The organism is Tepidimonas fonticaldi (assembly GCF_001675355.1).
Lineage (GTDB): Bacteria > Pseudomonadota > Gammaproteobacteria > Burkholderiales > Burkholderiaceae_C > Tepidimonas > Tepidimonas fonticaldi.
The window spans coordinates 254,758-267,392 of the sequence record NZ_LZDH01000045.1; the positions used below are offsets into that span (position 1 = coordinate 254,758).

Sequence of the window (12,635 nt, forward strand, 5' to 3'; positions counted from 1 at the left end):
GCGATGCTACCGCGCCGCCCGGCGCGCCGGTGGGGCCACCGTCAGGTGCTGGCGGGGTGCCAGGCGTGCGCCTGCAGGTCCGCCAGGCGCACCACGTGCAGCGCCGCCTCGTGCGTGGCCTCCAGGATCACCGGCGGGGCTACGCCCGCCTCCAGCGCCTCCTTCCAGCGCAGCGCGCACAGGCACCAGCGGTCGCCGGGCTTCAGGCCCGCGAAGCGCCACTGCGGCCGTGGCGTGACCAGATCGTTGCCGCGCTGCAGCGAAAACGCCAGGAACTCCGCCGTCACCTTGGCGCAGACGACGTGGCGGCCGACGTCGTGCGGGCCGGTGTGGCAGCAGCCGTCGCGGAAGTAGCCGGTCAGCGGGTCGTACGACCAGGCCCGCAGCGGGCCGCGGTCGGGGGCTTGCACGCGGCGGCGCCGCTGCTACGCCGCCGCCGGCATCGGCTGCAGCGCCGCGCGCGCCGCGTCGCGGATCGCGCGCGTCAGCCGCTGCGCGGTGGGCGGCTCGCGCTCCCAGTGTTGCCAGTACAGCGCCACGTCCACCACCGCGCCGGGCAGCACCTCGGCCAGCTCCGTCCGCCCGGCGCGCGCCTGCAGGTGCATGTCCGGCACCATGCCCCAGCCCAGCCCCAGCTCGATGGCGCGCTCGAAGGCGTCCACCGCAGGCATGAAGTGGCGCGGGTAGCGCGCGCCGCGCAGCCCGAAGTGCTGCACCAGCCAGACGTCCTGCAGCGCGTCCTTGCGGTTGAAGATCACCGCCGGCAGCGCCAGCAGCCGGTGCGGCGTCACGCGCCCCTGCGGCGTGCGCGCGCGCGCCGCCAGCGCCGGCGTGGCCACGCAGCGGTAGCGCATCACGCCCAGCGGCTCGGCCACGCAGCCGCGCATGGCGTCGGCGCGCGTGGTCACGCAGCCGATCACGCTGCCGTTCTTCAACAGCTCGTGCGTGTGGTCCTGGTCGTCGATGGTCAGGTCCAGCAGCAGCCGCTGGCGCGCCAGCAGCGGCGCCACGCCGGGCAGGAACCACGCCGCCGCCGAATCGGCGTTGATCGCCACCGGCACGCTCTGCCAACGCTGCCCGGCGCCGCCGGCCAGCCGCTCCAGCAGGTCGGCCTCCATCAGCTGCACCTGCTTGACGTGCGCCAGCAGCGCCTGCCCGGCCGGCGTGGCGCGCACCGTCTTGCCGCGCACCACCAGCCGCTGGCCGAGCTGCGCCTCCAGCGCCTTGACGCGCAGCGACACCGCGGCCACCGTCAGCGCCAGCGCCTGCGCGGCGGCGGTGAAGCTGCCGTGCTCGACCACGGCGGCCAGGGCTTCAAGCTGACGGGCGTCCAGCATGGTGCCAGTTTAGCCAAACTTGATGCGCTCGAGTTATCGTCAAAACCATTTAAACCAAGGGCGGCTGCGGCGACACTGCGTGCATGCCAGCCCGGCCGCCAGGCGACGGCGGGGCACCACGAACATCGACGACGATCGGGAGCACGCACGATGACCACCTTCACCGCCACCCTGCCGGGGCTGGCCGCCCCGGGCTTCACCGCCGGCCTGGTGATGAGCCTGTCGCTCATCATGGCCATCGGCCCGCAGAACGCCCACGTCATCCGCACCGGCCTGCAGCGCCAGCACCTGTGGCTGACGGTGCTGACCTGCGCGGTCGCCGACATCGTGCTGATCACGCTGGGCGTGGCGGGGTTGGCCCAGCTCGGCGGGCTGTCGGACAAGCTGCATGGCGCGCTGATCGGCGCGGGCGTGCTGTTCCTGCTGGTGTACGGCTGGAAGGCGGCGCGGCGCTTCTGGCGGCCGCCGGCCGCCGCGCCGATGGGGGACGGGGCCGCGGCGCCCGCGCAGCCGGGGGCTGCGGCGCCGGTCACGCGCCGCCAGGCCGTGCTGCAGGCGCTGGCGTTTTCGTGGCTCAACCCGCACGCGTGGCTGGACACGGCGGTGCTGATCGGCGCCGCGTCGCTGGCCTGGGGGCCGCAGCAGCCGGTGTTCGGGCTGGGCGCGGCGGCCGGCTCGGTGCTGTGGTTCCTGCTGTTGGGCGGCGCGGCGTTCTGGCTCGGCCGGCGGCTCAACTCGCTGCACGTCTGGCGCGCGCTGGACGGGCTGGTGGCGCTGCTGATGTGGGGCACGGCCGCGGCGCTGGTCGCCAGCCTGCTGCGCTGAGTCTTGGGGCTCGCCCGGCCCCCGTTCCCTTACATCCCTAACACAGCGTTCCAGGAGACACGCATGACCGCCACCTTGACACCCCCCGCGCGTCGTCCCGCCGATGCGCCGATCACGATGTTTGGCCCTGATTTTCCGTTCGCCTACGACGAGTGGTTGGCGCATCCGGCGGGGCTGGGCGTCCTGCCAGTCAGCCGCCACGGCACCGAGGTGGCCATCGTCGGCGCCGGCATGGCCGGGCTGACGGCGGCCTATGAGCTGATGAAGCTGGGCCTGAAGCCCGTGGTCTATGAGGCGTCGCGCATGGGCGGGCGGCTGCGCTCGCAGCCGTTCGAGGGTGGCAGCGGCGCGATCGCGGAGCTCGGCGGCATGCGCTTTCCGCTGTCGTCCACGGGCTTTTATCACTACGTGCGCACGCTGGGCCTGCAGAGCCGCCCGTTCCCCAACCCGCTGACGCCGGCGGCCAACTGCACCGTCATCGACCTGGAGGGCCAGACCCACTGGGCGCGCACGCTGGAGGACTTGCCGCCGCTGTTTCGCGAGGTGGCGCAGGCGTGGGACGACGCGCTGGAGGAAGGTGCGGGCTTCACCGAGCTGCAGACGGCCATGCGCCAGCGCGACGTCGAGCGCGTCAAGGCGCTGTGGAATGCGCTGGTGCCGCGCTGGGACGACCGCACGTTCTACGACTTTGTCGCGCAGTCCAGCGCCTTTCAGCGCCTGAGCTTCCACCACCGCGAGGTGTTCGGCCAGGTGGGCTTTGGCACCGGCGGGTGGGATTCGGATTTTCCGAACTCGATGCTGGAAATCCTGCGCGTGGTGCTGACCGGCTGCGACGAGAACCAGCACCTCATCGTCGGCGGCGTGCAGCAGGTGCCGCTCGGCCTGTGGCACCATGCGCCGCCGCGCCTGGCGCACTGGCCGCAGGGCACGACGCTGGCCAAGCTGCACCACGGCGCGCCGAGGCCGGCGGTCAAGGCCATCCAGCGCGCCGGCAACGGCCAGCTGGAGGTCACCGACGCCTGGGGCAGCACGCGCCGCTTCGATGCGGTGCTGGTCACCTGCCAAAGCTGGCTGTTGACGACGCAGATCGCGTGCGAGGAGTCGCTGTTTTCGCAGAAACTGTGGATGGCGCTGGACCGCACGCGCTACATGCAGTCGTCCAAGACCTTTGTGATGGTCGATCGCCCGTTCTGGAACGACCTGCGTGCCAACGGCTGGCCGGTGATGGGCATGACGCTGACCGACCGCCTGACGCGCGGCACCTATTTGTTCGACAACGGGCCGGACCAGCCCGGCGTGATCTGCCTGTCCTACGCGTGGATGAGCGACGCGCTGAAAATGCTGCCGTACGACAGCCTCAAGCGCGTGCAACTGGCGCTGGAGGCGCTGCGCAAGATCTACCCCGACGTGGACATCGCCAGCCACATCATCGGCGACCCGATCACCATCTCGTGGGAGGCCGACCCCTATTTCCTCGGCGCCTTCAAGGGCGCGCTGCCGGGCCACTACCGCTACAACCACCGCATGGTCGGCCACTTCATGCAGGACGCGCTGCCGGAGCGCGAGCGCGGCATCTTCCTCGCTGGCGACGACATCTCCTTCACCCCCGCGTGGGTGGAGGGCGCGGTGCAGACGGCGCTGAATGCCGTCTGGGGCATCGTGCGCCACCTGGGCGGCACGAGCCACCCCGACAACCCCGGCCCCGGCGACTGGTATCCGCACATCGGCCCGGTGGCGCTGCCGGATTGAGGCGCGTCCGATGCGCATCGCCCTCTGGCAAACCCCGCACCCGGCTGCCGGCGACGTGGCCGCGGCGCTGCGCCGGCTGGAGGACGCCGCCGCGCGCGCGGCGGCGCAGGGCGCGCAGTGGCTCGTGACGCCCGAGATGGCGCTCACGGGCTACCTGATCGCGCCGCAGCAGCTGGCCGCGCTGGCCGAGCCCGCCGACGGGCCGCTGGCGCAGGCGGTGGCCGCGATCACGCAGCGCCACGGCCTGGGCATCGCCTACGGCTGGCCCGAGCGCCATCCCGATGGCGCCAAGCCCTACAACGCCGTGCAGGCCATCGGCCCGGACGGCCGGCGGCTCGCCGTGCATCGCAAGGTGCACCTGTTCGGTGCGGAGGACCGGGCGCGCTTCACGGCGGGCGAGGCACCGGCCGCGCCGTTCGAGTGGGGCGGCTGGCGCATCGGCCTGCTGATCTGCTTCGACGTCGAGCAGCCCGCAGCGGTGCGGGCGCTGGCGCGGCAGGGGGCGCGGCTGATCCTCGCCCCCACCGCCAACATGCTGCCGTACGACGACGCGCCGTGCCTGACGCTGCCGCGCCTGGCGGCGGAATCACGCGTGGCCATCGCCTACGCCAACGCCTGCGGCGCGGAAGGCGACACGCGCTACGGGGGGCTCAGCCGCCTGGTGGCGGCGGACGGGCGGGTGGTGGTCGCGGCGGGGCGCAGCGAGGATATGCTCATTGCCGATAGCCCGGATTGATCCGATCCAGCCGGCGCAACAAGCCCGGCCACGTCAGCGCCCCCGCGCCCTGGCCGCGCGTCACCTGCCGGGCCTGGGCCTGTGCGGTGCCGATGATGGCGGGGTCGATGGGGATCAGCTCGCCACCGCCCGCCTGCGCCCGCACCTGAATCGCACACACCGCCTCGAACAGGTACATCGACAGAAAGGCATCGGCCACGGTCGGCCCCAGCGTCAGCAGGCCGTGGTTGCGCAGCATCAGAAAATGGGCATCGCCCAGGTCCGCCACCAGCCGGGCCTTTTCGTCCTCGCGCAGCGCCACGCCTTCGTAGTCGTGGTAGGCCAGACTGGCCAGCACGAAGATCGACTGTTGCGACAGCGGCAGCACCCCCTGTTTTTGCGCCGAAACCGCCACGCCGTTGAGCGTGTGCGTGTGCAGCACGCACTGCGCATCGTGGCGCGCCGCGTGGATGGCGCTGTGGATGGTGAAGCCGGCCGGGTTGACCGGGTAAGGGCTGTCGTCCAGCTTGTTGCCCTGCAGGTCGATCTTGATGAGGCTGGACGCGGTGATCTCCTCGAACAGCAGGCCATAGGGGTTGATCAAAAACTGGTCGTCCGTCCCCGGTACGCGCGCCGTGATGTGGGTAAAGACCAAATCGTCCCAGTGAAAGGCGGCCACCAACCGGTAGGCGGCCGCCAAATCCACGCGCACCTGCCATTCGGCGTCGCTGACCTGGCCCTGGCGGCTGGGGATGGCGAGGGGGGTGTTCATGTGTGTCTCCTCTGCGGTGTCGAAAGACCCACTCCAGAGGGTGAGTCCGTATCGGTGCGGTGGACGATAGGCAGACGCGCCGGGTGGATCTATCGCGTCAGCGACACAAAGCCGCGGAGGGCAGGGTGCCCGTGCTTTCAGTTGGCCAGGGCTCGAGTCTCAGCAGCCTGTTATTGCGGGACTCGCCCCCAAAACTCCGCCCGCCCATAGTGGTCCTTTAGAAAATCGATCCAGGCCCGCACGCGCCGCGGCAGGTGGCGGGCGGTGGGGAAGACGGCGTAGATGCCATTGGGGGGGGCGGCGTAATCGTCCAGCACGGCGACCAGGCGGCCGGCGTCGATGTCGGCCTGCACCTCCCAGGTGCTGCGCCAGGCCAAGCCCAGCCCGGCCAGGCACCATTCGTACAGCACCTGGCCGTCGCTGCAGTCCAGCGGGCCGCGTGGGCGGACATGCATCAGGTCCCGGCGCCCGCCCGGCCCGGGCACGGCGAACGCCCAGCCGCGCGTTTGCGAGGCGTCCGACGACAGCACCAGGCAGTCGTGTTGCAGCAGGTCGTGCGGATGGCGCGGCACGCCGCGGCGCTGCAGGTAGGCGGGGGTGGCCACGACCAGCCGCCGGTTGTCGGCCAGCCGCACGCTCACCAGGGACGAGTCGGGCAGATCCCCCACGCGCACGGCGCAGTCGTAGCCTTCGGCGATCAGGTCCACCACGCGGTCGCTCAGGTTGAGGGAGACGGTGACCTCCGGGTGGCGGGCGCGAAAGGCGGGCACCAGCGGGGCGACGTGCTGGCGCCCAAAGCCGGCCGGGGCGGTGATGCGCAGGTGGCCCCGCGCCGCGGTGCCGCCGGCGCTGACGTTGGCCTCGGCCTGCGCCAGCTCCGCCAACAGCCGCTGGCAGTCTTCCAGAAACGCGTTGCCCTCCGGCGTGAGGGTGATGCGGCGCGTGGTGCGCACCATCAGTTTGACGCCCAGGTATTCCTCCAGCGCGTCCAGCCGCCGGCCGACGATGGCCGGCACCACCCCTTCGGCGCGCGCGGCCGCGGCCAAGCTGCCGCGCTGGGCCACGGCAACGAATGTTTCCAGCGCCTTGAGCCGGTCCATGCCCGCATTATTGAACAAAAAGTCACGGCTGAAGCGGTCGGCTTGCCGTCGATCCGGACCCGGATTTCGCCTACAGTGGCACGTTTCGACAATCCCGGCCCGCGCCCCCGGCGGCGGGCCGCCATCGGAGGTCAGAGGATCATGACGACACCGCGCATCAACGTCGGTCGGCTGCAGGTGGCCGAGGTACTGTACCGCTTCATCGAAGACCAGGTGCTGCCCGGCACCGGCATCGCCAGCGACCGCTTCTGGAGCGGCTTCGACGCCATCGTCGCCGACCTAGCGCCGAAGAACCGTGCGCTGCTGGCGGAGCGCGACCGCCTGCAGGCCGAGTTGGACAAGTGGCACGGCGCCAACCCCGGCCCGGTCACCAATCCGGCCGCCTACCGCCAGTTTTTGGAGACGATCGGCTACCTGGTGCCGCCGCCCGGCGACGTGCGCGTGACCACGGCCAACGTGGATGCCGAGCTGGCCACGCAGGCCGGCCCGCAGCTGGTGGTGCCGATCCTCAACGCCCGTTACGCGCTCAACGCGGCGAACGCGCGCTGGGGCAGTCTGTACGACGCGCTCTACGGCACCGACGCCATCCCCGAGGACGACGGCTGCGCCAAAGGCCCCGGCTACAACGAGAAGCGCGGCGCCAAGGTGATCGCCTGGGCCCGCCGCGTGCTGGACGAGGCCGCGCCGCTGGCGCAGGGCTCGCACGCCGACGCCACGGTCTACGCGGTGGCGAACGGCGCGCTGCGCGTGACGCTGCGCGGCGGCGCGACGACGGGCCTGAAGGATCCGGCCCAGTTCGTCGGCTACCAGGGCGAGGCGGCGGCGCCGTCGTCGGTGCTGCTGCGCCACCACGGGCTGCACCTGGACATCCGCATCGACCGCGCGCACCCGATCGGCGCCACCGACGCCGCGGGCGTCTGCGACGTGGTGGTGGAGGCGGCCCTCTCCACCATCCTGGACCTGGAGGATTCGGTCGCCGCGGTGGACGCCGAGGACAAGGTGCTGGGCTACCGCAATTGGCTTGGCATTCTGCAGGGCTGGCTGACGGAGAGCTTCGACAAGGGCGGCAGGACGGTCACGCGCGGCCTGCACGGCGACCGCCGCTACACCGCGCCGGACGGCCGCGGCGAAGTGGTGCTGCACGGCCGCTCGCTGCTGTTCGTGCGCAACGTCGGCCACCTGATGACCAACCCGGCCATCCTCTACACCGATGCCGACGGCACGGTGCGCGAGATTCCCGAAGGCATCATGGATGCCGTCGTCACGACGACGATCGCGCTGCACGACCTGCAGGGCCGCGGCCGCCTGCCCAGCGGCGAGCCGATCCGCAACAGCCGCACCGGCAGCGTCTACATCGTCAAACCCAAGATGCACGGCCCGCGCGAGGTGGCGTTTGCGGCGGAGCTGTTTGGCCGCGTGGAGCAGATGCTGGGTCTGGCGGACAGCACCGTCAAGCTCGGCATCATGGACGAGGAGCGCCGCACCAGCGTCAACCTCAAGGCCTGCATCGCCGCCGCCGCCAGCCGCGTGGCGTTCATCAACACCGGCTTCCTGGACCGCACGGGTGACGAGATCCATACCGCCATGCTGGCGGGCCCGATGATCCGCAAGAACGACATGAAGAGCAGTGCCTGGATACAGGCCTACGAGCGCAACAACGTGCTGGTGGGCTTGAAGTGCGGGCTGCGCGGCCGCGCCCAGATCGGCAAGGGCATGTGGGCGATGCCGGACCTGATGAAGGCCATGCTGGAGCAGAAGATCGCGCACCCGAAGGCCGGCGCCAACACCGCCTGGGTGCCCAGCCCCACCGCCGCCACGCTGCACGCGCTGCACTACCACCAGGTGGACGTGGCCGCGATCCAGCAAGAGCTGGAAAAAATCGACGCCGACGCCGAGCGCGACACGCTGCTGGCGGGCCTGTTGACGGTGCCGGTGGCGGCCAACCCCAACTGGAGCGAGGCCGACAAGCAGGCCGAGCTGGACAACAACATCCAGGGCATCCTCGGCTACGTGGTGCGCTGGGTGGACCAGGGCATCGGCTGCTCCAAGGTGCCCGACATCCACGACGTCGGCCTGATGGAAGACCGCGCCACGCTGCGGATTTCCAGCCAACACGTGGCCAACTGGCTGCACCACGGCGTGGTGACCGAGGCGCAGGTGCGCGAGACCTTCGAGCGCATGGCGGCCAAGGTGGACCAGCAAAATGCCGGCGACCCCAACTACCGCCCGATGGCGCCCAACTTCGAGGCCAGCATGGCGTTCCAGGCCGCGCTGGATCTGGTGTTCAAGGGTAAGGAGCAGCCCAGCGGTTACACCGAGCCGCTGCTGCACGCTTGGCGCCTGAAGGTCAAGGCAGCCTGATCCCCAGGACCTGCCCCCGATCACGACGGCGCCTGCGGGCGCCGTTTTTTTTGGGGTTGCGCGAACGGCGGATGGCGGCACAATGCCGTGGTGTGACGCACGGGCAGAGGCCCGCACCAGAGGAGACGACGACATGAATATCCGCCACGACGCCCACGTCATCGGGCAGGGTCGGCGCAAGGTGTTGATGCTGCACGGCTGGTTTGGCCATGCGCGCGGCTGGGGGCCGATGGTTCAGCACCTGGACACCGACGCCTTCAGCTACGCCTTCATGGACTACCGCGGCTACGGGCACCGCAAGGGCAGCGGCGGGCCCTACACCATCGAGCAGATCGCCCACGATGCCCTGGCGCTGGCCGACCAGTTGGGCTGGGAGCGGTTTGCGCTGGTGGGGCATTCCATGGGGGGCAGCGCCATCCAGTACGTGCTGGCCGAAGCGCCGCAGCGCGTGCAGGCGCTGGTCGGCATCACCCCGGTGCCGGCAGGGGGCGTGCCGTTCGATCCGGAAGGGTGGGCGTTTTTCTCGGCCGCGGCGCAGGACCCGGCCACGCGCCGCGCGATCATCGACCTCACCACGGGGCGTCGGCTCACCGGGACGTGGCTGGATGCGATGGTGCGGTCGTCGCTGGCGCATTCGGACGTGGAGGCCTTTGCCGCCTACCTGACCGCCTGGGCCAAGACCGCTTTCGTCGAGCGCATCCAGGGGCGGACCGTGCCGGTGCTGGTCATCCCGGGCGAGCACGACCCGGCGCTGGGCGAAGCCACCTGCCGCGCCACTTGGCTGCAACACTACCCCCAGGCGCGGCTGGAGGTGATGGCCAATGCCGGCCACTACCCCATGGACGAGACGCCGATTGCCCTGGTCACGGCGATGGAGCGCTTTTTGCGCGAGGCCGTGGCGGTATGAGGCGGGGGGCGCACGCGTGGCTGAGGGAGTGACGGTGGCGGCCGGGCGGGTCGATCCCACCCGGTGTCCGATTTGTGGTGGCGGCAACGGCTGCGCGATGGAGCGCGAGCGGCAAACCGGCCGCGCCCAGCCGCCGTGCTGGTGTACGCAGGCGCACTTTGGCGCCGAGGTGCTGGACCGGGTGCCCGCGGGCGCCCGGGGGTTGGCCTGCATCTGCGCGCGCTGCGCGGGGGCTACACCACTTTCGACAGGCTGAACATCACGGCCGGGCCGAGCCGCGCGTCCAGGGCCTCCAGCGGGATGCGCGGGGCCTCGTGGTGCCCGTCCGCAGCGTCCTGGTCGGTGCCGGGCTGGGCGTCGCCGATCAGACGCACGACCGCGATGCCGGGTCGCTGCTGGGCCAGGGTGTCGGCCAGTTGGGCGGCGTCTGCCGGCAGGTGGGCCTCGTCCAGCACCAGCAGGTGGATGTCGCGCGCGGCCAGGGCGGCCAGCGCCTGCGCCGCGCTGGCCACGCCGTCGGCGGCGATGCCGAGCTTTTTGACCACGTCCAGCGCGCGCAGCCGGGTGGGCGCATCGGCGGAGCACACCACGGCGTAGCTGCCCCCGATGGTCTTGAACACGGTCGAGGGCGCGCCACTGTCGTGGCCCGTGGCATCGGTGGCGCGGGCCTGTCCGACCGTGCGCCGAAATTGCGCCGTCAGCCGCACCCGGCCGGGCTCCACCTGCCGTTGCAGCGTGATGCCGCCATCCGTGCTGGCCAGCTGCTGCGCCAGCAGCCACAGCACGCCGTCGGCATAGACCGATTCCGGCACCCGGGGGCCATCGAGCAGCACGTCCACCGCCAGCCAGCCGCGCGGCGGGCCGGGCTCGGCCGTCGCGGGGGGGGTGTCGTCGGGCACGCGCGGCTCCACACGCAGCTCCAGCCGGCTGCCCTGCTGCACCGCCCACTCCAGCATGGCCTGCACCAGGCTGTAGGCCACCGTCGGGTCGATCAGCAACTCCACGGGGCGAAACTGCCGCCGCACCGTGATGCCTTGCAGTGCCAGGGCCTCGCGCCGCTCTTGCAGCACCGATTCGACGACGTAGGCCAGATCGATTTTTTCGTGCGATTGGCGCACCTGCCCGCTTTGCAGCCGAACGATCTGTTGCGCATGCACGCCACACTGCTTGAGCCGCTGCGCGGGCAGCGCCAGAATGCGGTACTCCGCCTCGGTCAAGCGGCCGCGTTGCAGCAGCAAGCCCAGGCCCCGCAACAGATGGTCCACCGAATCGATGGCCTGCTCCGTGAGCGCCACCGCCAGATCCGGCCAGTGCGCCGCCATGCGCCACGCGGCGTCGCCGGACGGGGCGGGTGCGTTGGAGGATGGGGCGGCGGGCGGGGTCACGACAAAAGCAACCGGGCGGGGTGTAAAGAGGGGCAAATAATGCGCAAAGCAGTGTAGCCCAGGGGCCAAACCGTCACAATCACCACCCACATGGACGCTTCCGTTTCCGACCCATCCCCCGTGCGCGTCGCCTTGGTAGACAGCAACGGTGCCGCACGCGCGGTGATGCAGGGCCTGCTGCGGTCCGAAGGCGCCGAGGTGCACGCCTTTGCCCACGGCGAGGAGGCGTTGCAGGCGCTGGCCGACGGTCTGCGTGTCGATCTGGTGCTGGTGTCGCGCCATCTGCCCGACATGGGGGCGCTGGAGCTGCTGCGGCGCGTGCGCCAGACCCCCTGCTGCGCGGTGCTCCCCGTTGTGCTGATCACCGGCGACGACGCCGAGCCGCTGCGCCTGAGCGCCCTGGAGGGTGGCTTCACCGAGGTGCTGCTGCGCGCCGCGCCGGATCAGTTGGCGCCGCATCTGCGCGCGCTGCTGCGCCGCCAGATCGATCAGCAGCGCGGGCGCATCCTGCTGGTGGAGGATTCGCCGGCGATGGCGGCGGCCACCGCCGAGGCGCTGGCCCCGCTGGGCATGGAGGTGGAGCACGCGCTGCGGGCGCACGAAGCGCTCGAGCGGCTGGAACAGCAGGCCTTCGACCTCGTCATCGTCGACGTCGTGCTGCCCGGGGCGCTGACCGGGCTGGGCCTACTGTCGGCGATCCGCAGCCGGCGCGACGATCTGGCCGAGCTGCCGGTGCTGGCCTACACCGGCTACGACGAGCGCGTTCGCCGTGTCGAGATGCTGCGCCGCGGTGCCAACGACTACGTCACCAAGCCGATCGACGCCGACGAGCTGCGCGCACGTGTGAGCAACCTGGTGCGTTACTGGCGATTGCTGCAGCAGGTGCGCCGCCAGCATGCGCTGATGATGCGCCAAGCGGTCACCGACGCGCTGACCGGTTTGCACAACCGCTACCTGCTCGACGAGTTGGGCCCGCGCCACGTGCGCCGTGCCTGGCGCGGCGGCGAGCCGCTGACGGCGATGATGCTGGACCTGGACCACTTCAAGGACGTCAACGACCAGCACGGCCACGACCGCGGCGACCAGGTGCTGCGCGAGTTGGCCCAGCGCCTGCGTGAGCAGGTCCGCCCCGAGGATGTGTTGGTGCGTTATGGCGGCGAAGAGTTTGCGCTGTTGCTGCCCCGCCTGGGCCCGGCCGTGGCCGAGGGACACGCCGAGCGGCTGCGGCAAGCGGTGGCGCAGCGCCCGCTGGCCGGGCTGACGCTGACGGTCAGCATCGGTGTGTGCGTGTGGCAGCCGGCACCATCGCCCGGTGCGGCCGCCTCGGCCGAGGACGCGGCGGCCTTGTTGCGCGGCTTGCTGGTGTGCGCCGACCGCGCCCTGTACCGGGCCAAGGGCGCTGGGCGCAACCGCTGCGTCGTGGACGTGGTCGATACCGTCCCGCGCGTCTGAGCTGGTCTTGGCGACCGGCAGCGGCAGCGGCG

Annotated in this window: 12 protein-coding genes; 7 read left to right on the top strand and 5 right to left on the bottom strand. The window is 71.3% G+C overall.

Going from position 1 to position 12,635, the window contains the following annotated elements:
* Window positions 1-41: 41 nt before the first annotated feature.
* Together A9O67_RS05350 and argP are read right to left on the bottom strand one after the other, a co-directional pair.
* Complete coding sequence (locus tag A9O67_RS05350) at window positions 42-410, bottom strand: DUF2237 family protein (protein ID WP_068608123.1); 369 nt, start codon at window positions 408-410, stop codon at window positions 42-44.
* Between the two features lie 15 nt (window positions 411-425).
* The gene (argP, locus tag A9O67_RS05355) at window positions 426-1,337 is read right to left on the bottom strand and encodes an HTH-type transcriptional regulator ArgP (protein ID WP_068608125.1); all 912 of its coding nucleotides are present in this window, start codon (window positions 1,335-1,337) and stop codon (window positions 426-428) included.
* A 150-nt stretch (window positions 1,338-1,487) separates the two neighbouring features.
* Between argP and A9O67_RS05360 the strand changes: the two genes are divergently transcribed.
* The 3 genes from A9O67_RS05360 to A9O67_RS05370 all read left to right on the top strand — a co-directional run bounded on the left by A9O67_RS05360 (window position 1,488) and on the right by A9O67_RS05370 (window position 4,647).
* Window positions 1,488-2,162 (top strand): LysE/ArgO family amino acid transporter, encoded by a 675-nt coding sequence (locus A9O67_RS05360; RefSeq protein WP_082955379.1) that lies wholly within the window; start codon window positions 1,488-1,490, stop codon window positions 2,160-2,162.
* Window positions 2,163-2,225: 63 nt separating this feature from the next.
* A complete protein-coding gene (locus A9O67_RS05365; RefSeq protein WP_068608127.1) occupies window positions 2,226-3,911 on the top strand; it encodes a flavin monoamine oxidase family protein in 1,686 nt (561 codons plus the stop codon).
* A 10-nt stretch (window positions 3,912-3,921) separates the two neighbouring features.
* Complete coding sequence (locus tag A9O67_RS05370) at window positions 3,922-4,647, top strand: nitrilase-related carbon-nitrogen hydrolase (RefSeq protein WP_068608129.1); 726 nt, start codon at window positions 3,922-3,924, stop codon at window positions 4,645-4,647.
* Here the strand turns inward: A9O67_RS05370 and A9O67_RS05375 are convergent.
* Both A9O67_RS05375 and A9O67_RS05380 read right to left on the bottom strand, forming a co-directional pair.
* Window positions 4,625-5,398: a class II aldolase/adducin family protein gene (locus A9O67_RS05375; RefSeq protein WP_068608131.1), complete on the bottom strand. Its 774-nt coding sequence runs from the start codon at window positions 5,396-5,398 to the stop codon at window positions 4,625-4,627. The two genes, A9O67_RS05370 and A9O67_RS05375, sit on opposite strands and share 23 nt — an antisense overlap.
* A gap of 170 nt (window positions 5,399-5,568) precedes the next feature.
* A complete protein-coding gene (locus tag A9O67_RS05380; protein ID WP_068608133.1) occupies window positions 5,569-6,498 on the bottom strand; it encodes a LysR family transcriptional regulator in 930 nt (309 codons plus the stop codon).
* 141 nt (window positions 6,499-6,639) lie between these two features.
* On the opposite strand from A9O67_RS05380, the gene A9O67_RS05385 reads away from it, so the two are divergent.
* From A9O67_RS05385 to A9O67_RS13050, 3 genes are all read left to right on the top strand, one after another.
* On the top strand, window positions 6,640-8,859 hold the full coding sequence (locus A9O67_RS05385; protein WP_068608135.1) for a malate synthase G: 2,220 nt from the start codon (window positions 6,640-6,642) through the stop codon (window positions 8,857-8,859).
* A 133-nt stretch (window positions 8,860-8,992) separates the two neighbouring features.
* The gene (locus A9O67_RS05390; protein WP_068608137.1) at window positions 8,993-9,766 is read left to right on the top strand and encodes an alpha/beta fold hydrolase; all 774 of its coding nucleotides are present in this window, start codon (window positions 8,993-8,995) and stop codon (window positions 9,764-9,766) included.
* Window positions 9,681-10,022, top strand: a complete 342-nt coding sequence (locus tag A9O67_RS13050; RefSeq protein ID WP_082955381.1) for a cysteine-rich CWC family protein — start codon at window positions 9,681-9,683, stop codon at window positions 10,020-10,022. The genes A9O67_RS05390 and A9O67_RS13050 overlap by 86 nt, the downstream gene beginning before the upstream one ends.
* Here A9O67_RS13050 and A9O67_RS05395 read toward each other — a convergent pair.
* Complete coding sequence (locus tag A9O67_RS05395) at window positions 10,000-11,151, bottom strand: hypothetical protein (RefSeq protein WP_156682254.1); 1,152 nt, start codon at window positions 11,149-11,151, stop codon at window positions 10,000-10,002. The genes A9O67_RS13050 and A9O67_RS05395 overlap by 23 nt on opposite strands.
* 90 nt (window positions 11,152-11,241) lie before the next feature.
* Here A9O67_RS05395 and A9O67_RS05400 point away from each other — a divergent pair, with 90 nt between their 5' ends.
* Window positions 11,242-12,603, top strand: coding sequence for a diguanylate cyclase (locus A9O67_RS05400; protein WP_082955382.1), 1,362 nt, complete (start codon window positions 11,242-11,244; stop codon window positions 12,601-12,603).
* The last annotated feature ends 32 nt before the right edge of the window (window positions 12,604-12,635 follow it).

Coding starts and splice junctions, on each gene's coding strand:
- argP (WP_068608125.1), bottom strand. CDS start 1,337: ATGCTGGACGCCCGTCAGCTTGAAGCCCTGGCCGCCGTGGTCGAGCAC.
- A9O67_RS05360 (WP_082955379.1), top strand. CDS start 1,488: ATGACCACCTTCACCGCCACCCTGCCGGGGCTGGCCGCCCCGGGCTTC.
- A9O67_RS05365 (WP_068608127.1), top strand. CDS start 2,226: ATGACCGCCACCTTGACACCCCCCGCGCGTCGTCCCGCCGATGCGCCG.
- A9O67_RS05370 (WP_068608129.1), top strand. CDS start 3,922: ATGCGCATCGCCCTCTGGCAAACCCCGCACCCGGCTGCCGGCGACGTG.
- A9O67_RS05375 (WP_068608131.1), bottom strand. CDS start 5,398: ATGAACACCCCCCTCGCCATCCCCAGCCGCCAGGGCCAGGTCAGCGAC.
- A9O67_RS05380 (WP_068608133.1), bottom strand. CDS start 6,498: ATGGACCGGCTCAAGGCGCTGGAAACATTCGTTGCCGTGGCCCAGCGC.
- A9O67_RS05385 (WP_068608135.1), top strand. CDS start 6,640: ATGACGACACCGCGCATCAACGTCGGTCGGCTGCAGGTGGCCGAGGTA.
- A9O67_RS05390 (WP_068608137.1), top strand. CDS start 8,993: ATGAATATCCGCCACGACGCCCACGTCATCGGGCAGGGTCGGCGCAAG.
- A9O67_RS13050 (WP_082955381.1), top strand. CDS start 9,681: ATGCCGGCCACTACCCCATGGACGAGACGCCGATTGCCCTGGTCACGG.
- A9O67_RS05400 (WP_082955382.1), top strand. CDS start 11,242: ATGGACGCTTCCGTTTCCGACCCATCCCCCGTGCGCGTCGCCTTGGTA.